The following is a 15,869-nucleotide window of genomic DNA, read 5'->3' on the forward strand; positions in this document are numbered from 1 at the left end:
GAAAACTGTTACCTATCTATCCGGTTCAAACTGTTACCCATCTATCGGCTGGACAGCTGGCCGCATCGCTGGCGCCTATTCTGCAACATTGGAGATTGGCGAAACCGTCCATGACGGCGTCTTTCTCCCCGTCACTATACGGGGAGAAATGCCCGGCAGGGCAATGAGGGGCGGCGCTGACCTCGGCGATACCGGACGGACAGCGCGCCACATATCGTGGCGCGCCCTGACCAATTTTACTCCGCCGCCTCATACCCCGCGATGCCCTTGATCTCCAAAAAATCCTCGAGCCCGTATTCGGCATATTCGCGGCCATTGCCGGACTGCTTGTAGCCGCCGAACGGCAGGCCGGCGTCCCACTGGGGATAGTTGATGTAGACATTGCCGGTGCGCATGCGCGCCGCGACTTCGCGCGCCTTCTTCATGTCCTTGGCCTGGATATAGGAAGCGAGGCCATAGACGGTGTCGTTGGCGGTCTCGACCACCTCGTCGACGCTGTCGTAGGGCATGATCGCCAGCACCGGCCCAAAGATCTCCTCGCGCGCGATGCGCATGTCGTGGGTGACGTCGGCGAACACCGTCGGCCTGACATAATAGCCGCGGTTGAGTTCGGCCGGACGGCCGGGGCCGCCGGCGACCAGCGTCGCACCTTCATCGATGCCGGCCTGGATCAGGTCCTGGATCTTGTCGAACTGGATCTGGCTGACGACCGGGCCAAGCTTGGTGCCGGCGGCGTCGGCGGGGCCGACGGTGAACTTTTCCGCAGCCGCCTTGGCATAGCCGGCTGCCTCGTCATGGCGGTCGCGCGGCACGAACATGCGCGTCGGCGCGTTGCAGGACTGGCCGCTGTTGCTGAAGCAGCCGGCGACGCCCTTGCTGACGGCGCTTGCGAGGTCGACATCCCCGAACAGGATGTTGGCCGACTTGCCGCCAAGCTCCTGATGCACGCGCTTGACCGTGTCGGCGGCGGCCTTGGCCACCAGGATGCCGGCACGGGTTGAACCGGTGAACGACATCATGTCGATGTCAGGATGGCTGGACAGCGCCTGGCCGACGCCCGGTCCGTCGCCATTGACGAGGTTGAAGACGCCCTTCGGCACGCCGGCCTCGTCGAGGATTTCGGCGAAGATGATGGCGTCGAGCGGCGCGATCTCGGAGGGCTTCAGCACCATGGTGCAGCCGGCAGCAAGCGCCGGGCCGACCTTGCAGGTGATCTGGTTGAGCGGCCAGTTCCACGGCGTGATCAGCCCGACGACGCCGATCGGCTCCTTGACCACCAGATGGTTGCCCTTGACGTGGCGGAATTCGAAAGTCTTCAGCACGTCGGCCATCTTCTGCAGATGCGCAAAACCGATGCCGACCTGGCTGTCCAACGCCATCTGGCGCGGCGCGCCCATCTCGCGTGACACAGCGACGGCAAGATCGCCACTGCGCTTCTTGTAGACCGCGATGATGCGGTTCAACAGGTCGAGCCGCTCGCCAACCTCGGTGAAACCAAAGCTGTTGAAGGCGCGCCTGGCGGCGGCGACCGCCTTGTCGACATCGGCCTTGGAGCCGAGCGAAATCTGCGCAAAGGCGTCCTCATTCGAGGGATCGATGATATCCAATGTGTTGGGCACAACAGGATCGACCCACGCGCCATCGATATAGAACTGCAGATTGTGTGACATGGTTTTCTCCTTGACCGCATCGTCGCGCCGGGCCGTCATATCTGGCTGGAGATAACGATGCACAAACGCCGCTGTCAAACGCAACCCCCGAAGTGGTTGAGCCAGTGCGGCAGTGATTGAGCCAGAGTGGTTGGGCCAGCAACCGGCTTGGTGAGGATGGACTACAGCAAGGTATGCCCGGCCTCGACCAGAAACCGCCTCGCCGCGGCCTGATCCGTCGATTTCACCAACAGATGGTCGCCATCGAAAGTGGACACCACGAAGATGCCCAACCCGTTTTCCGACAACGGCCTGATGACCGAGAGCACGATACCGGTTTCGTCGAAGGCAAACGGCCCATGAAGCTTGAAGGCCACCCAGTCACCGTCCTGCCTGACACTATCCGGCACACGATCCTGCAGGCAAACGATCGAAAGCTCGTCGTCAGTCCTTGTGATGCTGACGAAGCCTGGCCCGTCCGCCCAACCGGGGATGGTCTCCCACGCCGCCAGCCGGGCAACCGCGTAAAACCCTGGGAGTTGTTTGAGCCTGACGCAGATGGCCATTGTCGAACCCCTCCCTCAGATCGCCGGTGATCCCGCCAGCTTCTTGCTCATGTGGACCGTCATACCGTTCATGAACGGCTCTTCCCGGTCCACGATATAGCCCTGCCTCTTGTACAGCGACACATTCGCCGCGAACGCGCCATTGGTCAGCAGACGAAGCTCGGCACGTCCTGCTTCGATCGCCTTACGCTCGGCAAGCTCCAGCAACAGCCGGCCAATCCCCCTTCCCTGCGCATCCGGTGCGACGCAGACATTCTCGATCCACAGGTGATCCTCGGCCAGCACGGTTTCGATCATCCCGACGATCCGATCATCCTCGACGGCGAGATCGAACGGATGCTCGGCAACGGCCTTGTCGTAGTCGGCGCGCATCGGCAGCGGCTCGCGGCCGATCACCGGCACCCATTTGGCATAGGCGGCGCGAACGATATCCCGGATCGCGGCGGCGTCAGCGGGCTCGGCCGGCCGAAGCCGGATGGAAAAATTGTTGGTCATCAAAGTGCTCCAGACATGAAAACCCCCGCCGGCGGTTTCGCGGGCGGGGCTGGAAACGAACGAACCGGGTCTATCCTGCCGGTCTTTGTCGTCGCGCAATCAGTCTGCCGCTCCGCATTGTGCAGGGGCGACGTCGCTTGGTGGGCGCGAGGAAGAACATGGCGCCAAGCTGGAACAGGAAGCGCGGCGCGTCAAGACACCTACAACGGCTTCAGTATTCCTGCGCCGTCGGCCTGAACAGGATTTCGTTGATGTCGACCTCGTCGGGCTGGCTCATGGCGAACACCACCGTCCTGGCGAAGGAATCGGCGGGGATAGCCACCCGGTCGTAGAGTGCCCGTACGCCCTCGGCGACATCGGGCTCGGTGACGCTGCCGGGCAGCTCGGTCGACACGGCACCGGGCGAGATGATGGTGGTGCGGATGTTATAGGGTTTCACTTCCTGGCGCAGGCCTTCCGAGATGATGCGCACCGCGTGCTTGGTCGCGGCATAGACCGCTCCACCCGGCCCGACCTTGTGGCCGGCGACCGACGATACGTTGATGATGTGGCCGCTCTTCTGCGTCTTCATGTGCGGCAGCGCGGCAGCAATGCCGTAGAGCACGCCCTTGATGTTGACGTCGATCATCCGGTCCCAGTCCTCGACCTTGCCGCGCTCCAGTGGCGAGTGCGGCATCAGGCCGGCATTGTTGATCATGACGTCGACGCGGCCGTGCGTCTTGACCGCATGGTCGACCAGACGCCGGACCTGGCCGACATCGGTGACGTCGGTCTGAAGGATGGCGTCCTCGCCAAGTTAAAGCGCGCCGGCCAGCGCCTGCAACCGGTCAAGGCGGCGCGCCCCCAGGACCAGTTTCGCACCCTCCCTGGCCAGAAGCCGTGCGGCGGCTTCGCCCAGCCCGCTGCTGGCGCCAGTGATGACGACGACTTTGTCCCTGATGTTCTCGGCCATGATTCTTTTCCTTTTCTGATCTTTGGCTTCGCTGCCCCCGGCAGCCTGGGCGGTCGCGTTGGCGGCTCAGCCGGGCAATTCGACCCGACCGAGCCAGCCGGTGACCTCTTCAAGCGTCTGGCGTTCCTGGTCGCACTGCTTGGAAAAACCCTCGATGAGCCGAGCCCCTGGTGCATGATCTGCGAGGACTTTCAGGCTCTGCCCTATTCCGTAGCCGCCATGGGTGATGAACGGCACCAAGGTCTTGCCGGACAGATCGTGTTTCGACAGGAAGGAGCGGATCACCGAAGGCGCGGTCATGCCCCAGATCGGAAATCCGAGGAACACCGTCTCGTAGGATTCGATATCAGGCATCGTGGCGGCCAGCGCCGGTTCGAAACCGGACTCCCGCTGCTGCTCCGCCACCGCAACCTGCTGCTTGTAGTCTTCCGGGTAGGGATCGACGGTCGCGATCTCCAAAATATCCGCTCGCAGAGTCCTGCTGATCTGGCGCGCGATGACCCGCGTGTTGCCGGTGCGGGTGTAGTAGGCCACCAGCACTTTGGCGCCGCCCGTTCGCCGCGCGCTCGACGCACTGGCGGGCCGGCTCGATCCGGGACTCAATCCGGCGCCCAGAGGCAGTGCAAGCATGGTCATCAGCGCACCTCGTCTTGAGACTGGTTGGCTCATCACGCTCTCCCAGGTGGCTAACGATCGATCCTTGCTTCCTGTTGCGGAGAATAGCGCGCTCCCTTCACCGCGATCGCCGAGACCGCATTCTCGATGTTGGCAAGATCGTCCGCCGTCAGCGCGATGGTGGCCGACGCGATGTTCTCTTCGAGGCGATTGAGCTTGGTGGTGCCGGGGATCGGAACGATCCAGGGCTTCTGCGCCAGCAGCCAGGCGAGAGCGACCTGTGCTGATGTCGCCTTCTTCTCGGCAGCGATCACGCCGATCGCGTCGACCAGCGCCTGGTTCGCCTTGCGGGCGTCTTCCGCAAAACGCGGCACGGTGTTGCGGAAGTCGCTGCTGTCGAACGTCGTGCTGGCATCGATGGCGCCGGTGAGGAACCCCTTGCCCAGCGGGCTGAAGGGCACGAAGCCGATCCCCAGTTCTTCAAGCACCGGCAGGATCGCCTCTTCCGGTTCACGCCACCAGAGCGAATATTCGCTCTGGACCGCGGCGACCGGCTGTACCGCATGCGCGCGCCGGATCGTGCGTACGCCCGCCTCGGAGAGACCGAAATGCTTCACCTTGCCTTGGCTAATCAAGTCCTTCACAGCGCCCGCCACCTCTTCGATCGGCACGACCGGATCGACGCGGTGCTGGTATAGGAGGTCTATGTGGCCGGTCCTCAGCCGCCTGAGCGAGGCCTCGACGACGTCACGAATATGCTGCGGCCGGCTGTCCATGCCATCATGTCCGGCTGTCCCGGCGATGTCGATGCCGAATTTGGTGGCGATCACCACCTGGTCACGGATCGGCTGCAGCGCCTCGCCGACGACCTCCTCGTTCGTGAACGGTCCATAGACCTCCGCGGTGTCGAAGAAGGTGATGCCACGGTCGAACGCCGCCCTGATCAGGTGGACTGCATCCGCCGTCTCCATCGGCTGCCCGTATGACTGGCTCATCCCCATGCAGCCGAGCCCGATGGCCGAAACGTCGAGACCGCTGTTTCCAAGTGTGTGCATCTGCATTGTCGTTATCCCTTCTTCTCGGCGTCGGCTTGTTCGAAGACCTTGCGGGCAATGCCGATCGCAGTGCTTGCAACGGGCCATCCGGCGTAGAAGGCGAGATGTGTAATGGTTTCGATGAGTTCGTCGCGGGTGACGCCATTGTCGAGCGCGCGCTTCATGTGAAAAGGCATTTCATTGATCCGGTAGCCCGAAATCAGGCTGGTAACGGTGACAAGGCTGCGGTCCCGCGGCGACAGGCCGGGGCGCTCCCAAACATCGCCGAACAACACCTCGTCGGTGTATCTGCCAAGCGCGGGAGCGATATCGGAGAATGGGCTTTTCAGCCTTGGAACATCTGTCATGGTGGTCTCCTTCGAAGAGTTCGGGCGTTGAACTCGGCGCCACGCGCCGATACTTGGTCAAACCCCGTATTGTTCGTCGCTGACATGCTCCAGCCAGTCGACGACCTTGCCGTCGAGCGCTTCGGCGACAGCGATGTGGCTCATCGCGGTGGTCGGCGCGGCGCCATGCCAATGCTTCTCTCCGGGCGCGAACCAGACGATGTCGCCGGGCAGGATCGGTTCGATCGGGCCGCCCTCGCGCTGCACCAGGCCTGCGCCCGAGAGGACGATCAGCGTCTGGCCAAGCGGATGCCTGTGCCAGGCGGTGCGCGCACCGGGCTCGAAAGTCACGGTGGCGCCGCCGACCCGGGCGGGCTCGCTGCCCTTGAACGGCGCGTCGATGCGCACCGCGCCGGTGAAATAGTCGGCCGATCCCTTGGCCGAGGCTTGAGAGCCGTTTCGCGTGATGTCCATGGTTTGTCCCTTCCTGGCAACAGGCGTGACGCGACCGCCGGTCTTCAGAGGCGGCCGGCAGAGGCGCCCGGTGTGATGACGCCTATCTAGGGTCTGCGATTGGTGCCGATTAGGTGCTATATCCAGCATGATCTTATGAAAGAGGCTCATGAATGCCGCGAGACAATCTGAATGAGCTAACCGCATTCCTCGCCGTCGCGCGCGAGGAAAGCTTCACCAGGGCGGCGGCCAAGCTCGGGGTTTCTCAATCGGCGCTCAGCCATACGGTGCGGGCGCTGGAGGGGCGGCTGGGCGTGCGGCTCCTGACCCGCACCACGCGCAGCGTGTCGCCCACCGAGGCCGGCGAGCGGCTGGCTCGCACCGTGGGGCCGCGGCTCGATGAGATCGAAGCCGAGATCGCGGCACTCAGCGCCTTGCGCGAAAAACCCGCCGGCACCATCCGCATCACCGCCGGTGAGCATGCCGCCGATGCGATCCTGTGGCCTGCCCTGGCGAAATTCCTGCCCGACTATCCCGACATCAAAGTCGAGATCATCGTCGACTACAGCCTGACCGACATCGTTGCCGAGCGCTTCGACGCCGGCGTGCGGCTGGGCGAACAGGTGGCGCGCGACATGATCGCGGTGCGCATCGGCCCCGACATGCGCATGGCGGTGGTCGGATCGCCGGCCTATTTCGCCAAATGGCCGAAACCGCGCACGCCGCAGGATCTGACCACCCACAATTGCATCAATCTGCGGCTGCCCACCTATGGCGGGCTCTACGCCTGGGAGTTCGAGAAGGCCGGGCTCGAGCTGAAGGTGCGGGTCGAAGGCCAGCTTGTGTTCAACACGGCCGCGCTGCGCATGAACGCGGTGCTCGCCGGCCTCGGTCTTGCCTATCTGCCGGAGGAACAGGTGACGGCTCATCTGGCCGACGGCCGGCTGGTGCGGGTGCTCGCCGACTGGTGCGCGCCCTTTCCCGGCTACCACCTCTATTACCCCAGCCGCCGGCAAGCGACGCCGGCCTTCTCGCTGCTGGTCGACGCGCTGCGCTACCGCGGCTAGAACAGGCTCTCCATCTGGACTGTGCCCGCAGTCGTTCTATCTTCCGGATCGAGCAGATCTGACGAAATCCGGAGCTATCGCCGTGACCGTGACCGACCTCTATCGAGGCTACATCGCTTGCCTCAACAATCAGCACTGGCAGAAGCTGCATCGCTTCGTTCATGACGAGGTGCACTACAATGGCGACCGCGTCGGGCTGTCGGGTTACCAAGAAATGCTGGAGCGCGATTTTCGGGAAATCCCGGACCTCTATTTCGACATCCAGCTGCTGATCGCCGAACCGCCGTTCATAGCCAGCCGGCTCCAGTTCAACTGCACGCCGAAGGGAACCTTCTTCGGCCTGCCCATCAACGGCAGGAAGGTGTCCTTCAGCGAGAACGTCTTCTATGAATTCCTCGACGACAGGATCAGGAACGTCTGGTCGGTGATCGACAAGGCGGCCATCGAAGCGCAGCTTTAATTCAGGCCGGCCAGAAGATGACGCCGATCGTTCGTAAAAATCGATCATTATGACGAAAATAATTCGTTGGAAAGATTATTTGAGTAATGGCATTCCTCCGGCACACCCGTCTGGAGCATTGCTTTGTCTTCCGTTTCCCACTTCGCGAACGATATTCCGAAAAGCGCTTTTCCTGCCGATCTGACACGAGGGCGGAAATCCCTCAACTGGAATGGCATCGTCCCCGGCATCGTCCTTGTCACGATGATTACTGCCGTCGCCTTCTCGGCCCGCAATGTTTCGGGCTTCGCGCTGTTCAGCCCGATGATCCTCGCCGTCGTCGCCGGCATGATCTACTCCAACGTGCTGGGCACACCGGTGCACGCCAAGGCCGGCATCGCATTCTCGCAAAAGCGCCTGCTGCGCTTCGCCATCGTTCTGCTCGGCTTCCAGCTGACGCTGGGCCAGGTCGTCTCGATCGGCGCCGGCGGCGTCGGCATTGTCGCCGCCACGCTTGGCGCCACCTTCGTTTTCACCATTACGCTCGGTCGGCTGATCGGCGTCGACGCCAAGCTGGCGCAGCTGATCGCCGCCGGCACCTCGATCTGCGGCGCCTCGGCCATCGTCGCCACCAACATCGTCACCGATGCGCGCGACGAGGACGTCACCTACGCCGTCGCCTCGATCACCTTGTTCGGCACCGTCGCCATGCTCGGCTTCCCGCTCATGGCGCCCATGCTCGGCCTCGACCAGCACGCTTTCGGCCTGTGGGCCGGTGCTTCGATCCATGAAGTGGCGCAAGTCATCGGCGCTGGCTTCCAGAACGGCACCCAGTCCGGCGAGATCGCTACCGTCGCCAAGCTGACCCGCGTCGCCATGCTGGCGCCGATGGTCGTCGCGCTCGGCCTGATGGCGCGCCGCAGGAGCAGCAGCGAGGTGGCGGCGCGGCCGCCCATGCCGTGGTTCGTCGCCGCCTTTGTCGCAATCGTAGCGCTGAACAGCCTCGTCACGGTGCCAGCCGAGGTGAAGTCGGCAATGGCGCTCGCCACCACCATCATGCTGACCATGGGGCTGGCCGCCATGGGCCTGCAGGCCGACATCTCGCAGCTGCGCTCGCGCGGCCTGCTCCCGCTGGCGCTCGCCTTCTCGGCCTTCCTGTTCATCGGCTGCTTCAGCCTGATGCTGGTGAAATTCACCTAGTCTAAACCGGGCCTCAGTCCTCGAACGAACTCGACGCGGCATAGATCGCCGCCAGCGTCTCGATGCCGGCCTGGTCGGCCTTGTCGAAGCGGCCTGGCAGCGGGCTGTCGAGATCGAGCACGCCGAAGACGCCTTCATCGTCCTCGAGCAGCACCACCAGTTCCGAGCGCGAGTCCGCATCGCAGGCGATGTGGCCGGGAAAATCATGCACGTCCTTGATCAGCATCGAGGTGCCGAGTTCGACCGCCGTTCCGCACACGCCCTTGCCGACGGCGATGCGCACGCAGGCCGGCTTGCCCTGGAACGGCCCGAGCACCATTTCCTCGTCCGATTGCAGGAAATAGAACCCGGCCCAGTTGAGGTCCGGCACCATCTGGAAGATGAGTGCTGCGGTGTTGGCGGCGTTGGCGATCGAATCGCGCTCGCCGTCGAGCAGCGCCTTAAGCTGAGTGGCGAGGTCGCGGTAGAACGCGGCCTTGTCTGAGGTGTCGATGGCCTTGGCCGCAAACATGAACGTGTCTCCGTATAGGGGGTGGCGGTTCGTCCGATCGCTTGCCAAAGTCCGGCGAGCTCCGCAACCAGACGGCCGCCTGGACAGTCTAGCGTGGATTGCGTCCCCTCCGAAAGCCGCAAGATAAGGATTGCCTCCCGGCGCTGAGCCGGTCGGCAAGGCAGCTATGCGTAAACTTTGCGATGGATCATCTTGAGAATCATGACGGCCCCGATCGGGGGCCGCCATTCACATCTCAAACAGGTCGAACAAGTCCTGGGTTTTAGTAGCCGCCCATGCCGCCACCGCCGCCACCCGCAGGCGCGGCATCCTTGGCCGGGATGTCGGTGATCATCGCTTCGGCGGTGATCAGGAGGGCTGCGATCGAACCGGCATCCTGCAGTGCGGTACGCACCACTTTCGCCGGATCGACGATGCCTGCCTTGATCATGTCAACATAGACCTCGTTCTGGGCGTCAAAACCCTGATTGTGGTCCTTGCTGTCGGTGAGCTTGCCGACGACGATGGAGCCCTCGACGCCGGAATTCTCGGCGATCTGGCGGATCGGCGCTTCAAGCGCCCGCAGCACGATCGTAATGCCGGCCGTGACATCGGCATTGGCGCCGGTCAGGCCGCCAAGCACCGAGCGGGCACGCAGCAGAGCCACGCCGCCGCCGGGCACGATGCCTTCTTCAACCGCCGCGCGGGTGGCGTTCAGCGCATCGTCGATGCGGTCCTTCTTTTCCTTGACTTCCGACTCGGTGACGCCGCCGACGCGGATGACGGCAACGCCGCCGGAGAGCTTGGCCAGCCGCTCCTGCAGCTTTTCCTTGTCGTAGTCGGAGGTCGTCTCCTCGATCTGGCCCTTGATCTGGGCGACGCGCGCCTGGATGGTCGCCTTGGTGCCGGCCCCGTCGATGATCGTGGTGGTGTCCTTCTCGATCAGCACACGCTTGGCGCGGCCGAGCATCTCGATGGTGACGTTTTCGAGCTTGATGCCGAGGTCTTCCGAGATCATCTGGCCTGATGTCAGCACGGCGATGTCTTCCAGCATTGCCTTGCGGCGATCGCCGAAGCCCGGCGCCTTGACGGCCGCGACCTTGAGGCCGCCGCGCAGCTTGTTGACGACCAGCGTCGCCAGAGCCTCGCCCTCGACGTCCTCGGAGATGATCAGCAGCGGCCTGCCGCTCTGCACCACCGCTTCGAGGATCGGCAGCATCGCCTGCAGATTGCCGAGCTTCTTCTCGTGGATGAGGATGTAGGGCTCTTCCAGCTCGACGCGCATCTTGTCGGCATTGGTGACGAAATAGGGCGAGAGATAGCCGCGGTCGAACTGCATGCCTTCGACGACGTCGAGTTCGGTCTCGGCGGTCTTGGCTTCCTCGACGGTGATGACGCCGTCATTGCCGACCTTGTCCATCGCTTTGGCGATCATCTCGCCGACGCTGGCATCGCCATTGGCGGCGATGGTGCCGACCTGTGCGATCTCGGCCGACGACTTGACCTTCTTGGCGCGCGCCTGGATTTCCTTGACCACGGCGGAAACCGCCTGGTCGATGCCGCGCTTCAAATCCATGGGGTTCATGCCGGCGGCGACCAGCTTGGCGCCTTCGCGCAGGATCGAGGCGGCCAGCACCGTGGCGGTGGTGGTGCCGTCACCGGCGAGGTCGTTGGTCTTCGAGGCCACTTCGCGCACCATCTGGGCGCCCATGTTCTCGAACTTGTCGGCAAGCTCGATTTCCTTGGCGACGGTGACGCCGTCCTTGGTGATGCGCGGCGCGCCATAGGCCTTGTCGATGATGACGTTGCGGCCCTTGGGGCCGAGCGTGACCTTCACCGCATTGGTGAGGATCTCGACGCCGCGCAGCATGCGGTCGCGCGCGTCGGTGGAGAATTTGATTTCCTTGGCAGACATGATTTTTATCCAGTTCGTTCGGAGAAAATGAGGTCAGGCAGCTTTCTTGGCGGCCACGGTCTTGTCGGTTGCGGCCGTCTCGCTCTTGTCGATAACGCCCATGATGTCGGCTTCCTTCATGATCAGAAGGTCCTCGCCGTCGATCTTGACCTCGGTGCCCGACCATTTGCCGAACAGGATGAAGTCGCCGGCCTTGACGTCGAGCGGAACAAGCGTGCCGTTTTCGTCGCGTGCGCCAGGGCCGATGGCGATGACTTCGCCCTCCTGCGGCTTTTCCTTGGCAGTGTCGGGGATGATGATCCCGCCCTTGGATTTGATATCGCCTTCGGCGCGACGAATGACGACGCGGTCGTGGAGTGGCCGAAATTTCATGGGAACTTTCTTTCTGGGGCCGGCACAGGCGGCCACGCCCCTCCTCTATAGACGCGTTGGCACTCGATAGATAGGAGTGCCAAAAATTATTCGCGGGCCAAATTAAATATTCAAAAGTATTATTTCAGCTGGCCGTTTCGTGATATCCGCAGAATGTCAAATAATTCAAAAGATTGAATTTTGCCGATCGAGTGCCTATTTATCGGACAAGTTCACTTTCACGATTTCAGGCACAAGGGAGATTTCTTCGATGGCCGAAGGCAATCAGACGATCATGGAAAAAGCTGAAGCCCGCTTTGTCGACAAGCAGAAGAAGACAGCGGAGAAAAACAAGGCGACCGCCGAATATATGTCCGAGGCAAGAGCCAGGGAGATCAAGACGGCAAGGCTGAGGGAGCTTCGGCTGGCCAAGGAAGAGGCCGATCGTGTCGCCGAGGCCCTCAATCCTACGCCGAAGAAGAAGCGGGCGACCAAGAAAGCCACGGAGGCCAAGACATGAGCCTCACCTTCCCCAACCCCAGCCGCAGCTATGACGAAGCGGGCCAGCGCATTCGTTTCGTCGGCCATGACGGCATGTTCCAGATCTCATTTTCCGTCGCTGCCGACGCCATGGCCAAGATGCGGCCGGGCACTGCTGCCGATGAAGCCGGTTATCTCCAGACATTCGACACCGAGAGCAGCGCCATCCGCGAGGTGGCGTCGAAGGCCTACGACCGCACCCGCAAGAGCATGTATGTGCTGACGGCGGCCGATTTCGGCTGAAATGCCGGCGAGTTGGCGCTGACCGCGATCAGGTCTTGCGCTCGGCCCTTTCGCGGCGTTTGACGTCGCGGACATTCATCTGCACGACCATGTCCTCGGCCTCGCGCGGCCCCATCCCGACCATCACCTTTTGCCGGACAACCGCAGGCTGGCCGGTGAAGACATCGATGATGCTCCAACTCTGGGGAAGCTCCATGCGCACCGTGTAGCGGTTGGCCATGCCGGTCAGCCTTGCATCCTGAAAAACACGGCGCCCAGGATCAGCACCGTCCAGGCGACGACCGACAGTTTCAGCACCATGCCGCCATGCGCAGCCAGAAGCTTCCGCAGGTGCGGCACACCTGCCGGCGAGATTGGTGCCGCCGCCAAGGCGACAGGGGTCTTGAGGCCAAGTTTTCCAAAAACGGGCAGCAGCGACGGTTCACGCACGAAAGGCCTCGAATGTCAGGAAAAAGCGAAGCAACAACGCTCGCCTCCCTTCCATAGCACTCTTTTCGCGAGCGCCTGCATGCCAAATTCAAGACAGGACTGCTTTGACGGCCGGTCCGTACTGCCTTCGCAACACACAATCTATTCGTGGGACCTGACTGCGCTCGGGGCAGATTGGGACGCCAAATTCTGGAGGCCTCGCCTCGGGATCGAACCGAGGCTTCAGAGATTTGCCGTCTCCAGCGTAGCCGCTCCGCCACGAGGCCATGGCTGTCGAAGTAGCGGCCAAATATTTACGGAAAGGTTAATCCCGAGGGGATTGTTCAGAATTTTCGGGATCGAGTTTCAGAGTGTTCGCCAGCCAACCTTGCCGGGCCTAGCTTCCGGCACAGAGTTGCGATCCCTCACGCCCAAGCGGCAGCCCGCCCCGTCTCGACCGAGGGCCTCCAGCACTGCGACTGACGTTCTTCCCCTGAGCTACGCGCTTCCGAGGCTGCTTTATACCCCGGGTTGCATTTCGGAGGAGAGGAGCGGAGGCCAACCAACTTTCCCCTTGAACAGCGATTCGATCTGGCTTAGCTTCATCTGAGAAAAGGTTTTCCCAAGCAATTGTCGTTGGGCTCGGCCACCAGCCGGGCCTCATCCGGCTCGGTAAGAGAAAACCTTTTCCCAACCAAGGATCTCGGCGCGATGCCATCGGACGATCTGCCTGTTCCGGTCTTTTCCAAGCCAGTCACCTTGCGTGACGTGGCCGCCCAGGCCGGAGTCAGTGTCGCCACCGCATCCAAGGCACTCAATGGCCAGGGCCGGATGACAGCCGAGACGCGCGAGCGCATTCGCGAGACCGCCCGGCGGCTTGGCTTCCGGCCCAACAGCCTGGCGCAAAGCCTGCTCCGGCGGCGCAGCTTCACCGTCGGCCTGCTCACCAACGATACCTATGGCCGCTTCTCGCTGCCGCTGATGTCGGGCATTTCGGACGCGCTGGTCGACAATGGCGTCTCGGTGTTCCTGTGCAATGTCGAGGAGGATCCGCGGCTGGGCCAGATGCATGTCGACGCCATGCTCGACAAGCGCGTTGATGGCATCATCGCCACCGGCAAGCGCATCGATCGCCATCTGCCCGTCGACCTCTCCAATCTGCGCGTCCCGGTGATCTATGCCTTCACGCAGCCAGATCCCGACGCCGTCGCCTTCGTCTCGGACGATGTTGGCGGCGCCCGGCTGGCCGTCGAGCATTTCTGCCGGCTGGGCCGCAAGCGCATCGCCCACGTCACCGGGCCGGCGAGCTTTGCCGTGGTGCACGCGCGCGTCCAGGCTTACCGCGACGTGCTCGTCGAAAACGGCCTGACGGTCAGCGAGCCGCTGCTCGGCTCCTGGTCGGAAGCCTGGGGTCACCAGGCGGTTGCGCAACTGTTCGACGGCAAAAGCGAAAGGCCGGACGCGGTCTTCTGCGGCAACGACCAGATCGCGCGCGGCGTCATCGATGCGCTGCGCGAACGCGGCCTCGACGTCCCCAGTGATGTCGGCGTCATCGGTTTCGACAATTGGGAGATCGTGGCCGAGGCGACGCGCCCGCCGCTGACCTCTGTCGACATGAACCTTGTCGCGCTCGGGCGCGAGGCCGGGTTGACCCTGCTTTCGCTGGTCGGCGGCAAGCCCGCCGCGCCGGGCATTCGAAAACTGCCGTGCCGGCTGGTGGTGCGGCAGTCATGCGGCCATCCGCCGGGTGGCTGAAAACGAAGCGCCGCGCAATCGGCGCCAAGCCGCGGACCGCGGCCAACCTTGGAGGAGGAGAACATGAGGAACCTGATTGCCAAACTGACCCTGGCCGCTGCCGTTCTGGGTGGCGGTCTCGGCACTGCCGCCGCCGAGACGGCCAACATCTGGGTGCGCGCCGACGGCTCGAATTTCATGCCGAGGATCGTCGATGCCTACAACAAGGCGCACACCAACCAGGTCAAACTCGACATCATTCCCAATGCCGAGATCATCCCGAAATACGGCGCCGCGGCCGCCGGCGGCACGGCGCCCGACGCGCTGTCGCTCGACTTGATCTACACGCCCTCCTTCGCCGCAGCCGGCCAATTGGAGGACATTACCGACTGGGCAAAGTCCCTGCCCTATTTTGCCAGCCTGTCGCCGGCGCATGTGAAGACCGGCACCTACAAGGATCACATCTATGGCCTGCCCTTCTCCGCCGACGCCTCGGTGCTGATCTGGAACAAGAAGCTGTTCAAGCAGGCCGGCCTCGACCCCGAAAAAGGTCCGGCCAACTGGGCCGAGATCGCGGCCGATGCCGAGAAGGTCAACGCGCTCGGCGGCAACATCAAGGGCTTCTACTTCTCCGGCAATTGCGGCGGCTGCAACATCTTCACCTTCACACCGCTGATCTGGGCGTCTGGCGGCGACATCCTGAGCGAAGACGGCTCGAAGGCGACGCTGGACAGCCCGCAGCTGCGCGGCGCCATTGATCTCTACCGCTCGATGGTCAAGAAGGATCTGGTGCCGGCGGGCGGGCAGACCGATACCGGCGCCAACTTCTTTGCGGCATTTGCCGCCGGCAATATCGGCATCTCGCCGTCCGGCGCCTTCGCCATCGGCGCGCTCAACACCCAGTATCCCGATATCGACTACGGCGTCACCTTCCTGCCGGGCAAGGACAGCGGCTGGTCGTCCTTTGCCGGCGGCGACAATTTCGTCGTCACCAAGGGCACCACGAAACTGCCCGTGGTGAAGGAGTTCCTCGACTTCGCCTATTCGCTCGAAGGCCAGACCATCCTCGCCAAATACGGCAGCCTGCCGGTGCGCGGCGACATCGCCAAGGAAGCGCTGAAGGATCTCGATCCGCGCTACCAGGTCGCCGCCGAGGCCATGACCAAGGGCAAGACGCCCTATTCGGTGGTGTTCAACGACCTGATCAACTCCGCCAACGGGCCGTGGACGCAGATGATCAACGAGGTCTTCTTCGGCGACGATGTCGACGGCGCCATAGCCAACGCACAAGAGACGATGCAGTCGATCATCGACCAGGCGCCGCAGAAATAGCCCAACCTCACCTCCCCCTTGAGGGGAGGTCGGACCGCA

At 63.0% G+C, this 15,869-nt stretch carries 19 protein-coding genes, 1 tRNA gene and 1 pseudogene; 7 read left to right on the forward strand and 14 right to left on the reverse strand.

Features of this window, described 5'->3' with window-relative positions:
* Positions 1-236: 236 nt before the first annotated feature.
* The 8 genes and pseudogenes from EOB59_RS14010 to EOB59_RS14045 form a co-directional block, all read right to left on the reverse strand.
* Entirely contained in the window at positions 237-1,670 is a 1,434-nt protein-coding gene (locus EOB59_RS14010; RefSeq protein ID WP_128288588.1) for an aldehyde dehydrogenase family protein, read from the reverse strand.
* A 161-nt stretch (positions 1,671-1,831) separates the two neighbouring features.
* Entirely contained in the window at positions 1,832-2,215 is a 384-nt protein-coding gene (locus tag EOB59_RS14015; RefSeq protein ID WP_128288589.1) for an ACT domain-containing protein, read from the reverse strand.
* Between the two features lie 15 nt (positions 2,216-2,230).
* Entirely contained in the window at positions 2,231-2,710 is a 480-nt protein-coding gene (locus tag EOB59_RS14020) for a GNAT family N-acetyltransferase (RefSeq protein ID WP_128288590.1), read from the reverse strand.
* Positions 2,711-2,921: 211 nt separating this feature from the next.
* Positions 2,922-3,662 (reverse strand): annotated as a pseudogene (locus tag EOB59_RS14025) (SDR family oxidoreductase).
* Positions 3,663-3,728: 66 nt separating this feature from the next.
* Entirely contained in the window at positions 3,729-4,331 is a 603-nt protein-coding gene (locus tag EOB59_RS14030; RefSeq protein ID WP_245486622.1) for a flavodoxin, read from the reverse strand.
* A 17-nt stretch (positions 4,332-4,348) separates the two neighbouring features.
* Positions 4,349-5,338: an aldo/keto reductase gene (locus tag EOB59_RS14035; RefSeq protein WP_128288591.1), complete on the reverse strand. Its 990-nt coding sequence runs from the start codon at positions 5,336-5,338 to the stop codon at positions 4,349-4,351.
* A gap of 5 nt (positions 5,339-5,343) precedes the next feature.
* The gene (locus tag EOB59_RS14040; RefSeq protein WP_127294898.1) at positions 5,344-5,679 is read right to left on the reverse strand and encodes a carboxymuconolactone decarboxylase family protein; all 336 of its coding nucleotides are present in this window, start codon (positions 5,677-5,679) and stop codon (positions 5,344-5,346) included.
* Positions 5,680-5,736: 57 nt separating this feature from the next.
* A complete protein-coding gene (locus EOB59_RS14045) occupies positions 5,737-6,132 on the reverse strand; it encodes a cupin domain-containing protein (RefSeq protein WP_128288592.1) in 396 nt (131 codons plus the stop codon).
* A gap of 152 nt (positions 6,133-6,284) precedes the next feature.
* On the opposite strand from EOB59_RS14045, the gene EOB59_RS14050 reads away from it, so the two are divergent.
* The 3 genes from EOB59_RS14050 to EOB59_RS14060 all read left to right on the forward strand — a co-directional run bounded on the left by EOB59_RS14050 (position 6,285) and on the right by EOB59_RS14060 (position 8,817).
* On the forward strand, positions 6,285-7,178 hold the full coding sequence (locus EOB59_RS14050) for a LysR family transcriptional regulator (RefSeq protein ID WP_128288593.1): 894 nt from the start codon (positions 6,285-6,287) through the stop codon (positions 7,176-7,178).
* A gap of 82 nt (positions 7,179-7,260) precedes the next feature.
* Entirely contained in the window at positions 7,261-7,638 is a 378-nt protein-coding gene (locus EOB59_RS14055; RefSeq protein ID WP_164895648.1) for an ester cyclase, read from the forward strand.
* Positions 7,639-7,761: 123 nt separating this feature from the next.
* On the forward strand, positions 7,762-8,817 hold the full coding sequence (locus tag EOB59_RS14060; protein WP_128288595.1) for a YeiH family protein: 1,056 nt from the start codon (positions 7,762-7,764) through the stop codon (positions 8,815-8,817).
* A 13-nt stretch (positions 8,818-8,830) separates the two neighbouring features.
* Here the strand turns inward: EOB59_RS14060 and EOB59_RS14065 are convergent, their stop codons facing one another.
* The 3 genes from EOB59_RS14065 to EOB59_RS14075 all read right to left on the reverse strand — a co-directional run bounded on the left by EOB59_RS14065 (position 8,831) and on the right by EOB59_RS14075 (position 11,594).
* Positions 8,831-9,328 carry a GAF domain-containing protein gene (locus EOB59_RS14065; protein WP_127271638.1) on the reverse strand — a complete coding sequence of 166 codons (498 nt, stop codon included), beginning with the start codon at positions 9,326-9,328 and terminating at the stop codon, positions 8,831-8,833.
* A 262-nt stretch (positions 9,329-9,590) separates the two neighbouring features.
* On the reverse strand, positions 9,591-11,222 hold the full coding sequence (gene groL / locus EOB59_RS14070; protein ID WP_127255944.1) for a chaperonin GroEL: 1,632 nt from the start codon (positions 11,220-11,222) through the stop codon (positions 9,591-9,593).
* Positions 11,223-11,255: 33 nt separating this feature from the next.
* Entirely contained in the window at positions 11,256-11,594 is a 339-nt protein-coding gene (locus EOB59_RS14075; RefSeq protein WP_128288596.1) for a co-chaperone GroES, read from the reverse strand.
* Between the two features lie 250 nt (positions 11,595-11,844).
* On the opposite strand from EOB59_RS14075, the gene EOB59_RS14080 reads away from it, so the two are divergent.
* Both EOB59_RS14080 and EOB59_RS14085 read left to right on the forward strand, forming a co-directional pair.
* Positions 11,845-12,093, forward strand: coding sequence for a hypothetical protein (locus tag EOB59_RS14080; protein WP_127269690.1), 249 nt, complete (start codon positions 11,845-11,847; stop codon positions 12,091-12,093).
* Positions 12,090-12,356, forward strand: coding sequence for a DUF1488 domain-containing protein (locus EOB59_RS14085; protein WP_127269692.1), 267 nt, complete (start codon positions 12,090-12,092; stop codon positions 12,354-12,356). Before EOB59_RS14080 ends, EOB59_RS14085 begins: the two co-directional genes overlap by 4 nt.
* A 28-nt stretch (positions 12,357-12,384) precedes the next feature.
* Here EOB59_RS14085 and EOB59_RS14090 read toward each other — a convergent pair whose 3' ends face one another.
* The 3 genes from EOB59_RS14090 to EOB59_RS35285 all read right to left on the reverse strand — a co-directional run bounded on the left by EOB59_RS14090 (position 12,385) and on the right by EOB59_RS35285 (position 13,051).
* Entirely contained in the window at positions 12,385-12,576 is a 192-nt protein-coding gene (locus EOB59_RS14090; RefSeq protein ID WP_127269694.1) for a hypothetical protein, read from the reverse strand.
* A 5-nt stretch (positions 12,577-12,581) separates the two neighbouring features.
* Positions 12,582-12,785, reverse strand: a complete 204-nt coding sequence (locus EOB59_RS14095; protein ID WP_127399473.1) for a hypothetical protein — start codon at positions 12,783-12,785, stop codon at positions 12,582-12,584.
* Positions 12,786-12,975: 190 nt separating this feature from the next.
* Positions 12,976-13,051 (reverse strand) — tRNA-Cys (locus tag EOB59_RS35285).
* A 424-nt stretch (positions 13,052-13,475) separates the two neighbouring features.
* Here EOB59_RS35285 and EOB59_RS14100 point away from each other — a divergent pair.
* Complete coding sequence (locus EOB59_RS14100) at positions 13,476-14,519, forward strand: LacI family DNA-binding transcriptional regulator (protein ID WP_127272522.1); 1,044 nt, start codon at positions 13,476-13,478, stop codon at positions 14,517-14,519.
* 63 nt (positions 14,520-14,582) lie between these two features.
* Positions 14,583-15,830, forward strand: coding sequence for a sugar ABC transporter substrate-binding protein (locus tag EOB59_RS14105; RefSeq protein ID WP_128288597.1), 1,248 nt, complete (start codon positions 14,583-14,585; stop codon positions 15,828-15,830).
* Positions 15,831-15,869: the final 39 nt, after the last annotated feature.

Source organism: Mesorhizobium sp. M7A.F.Ca.MR.176.00.0.0 (assembly GCF_004023165.1).
Lineage (GTDB): Bacteria > Pseudomonadota > Alphaproteobacteria > Rhizobiales > Rhizobiaceae > Mesorhizobium.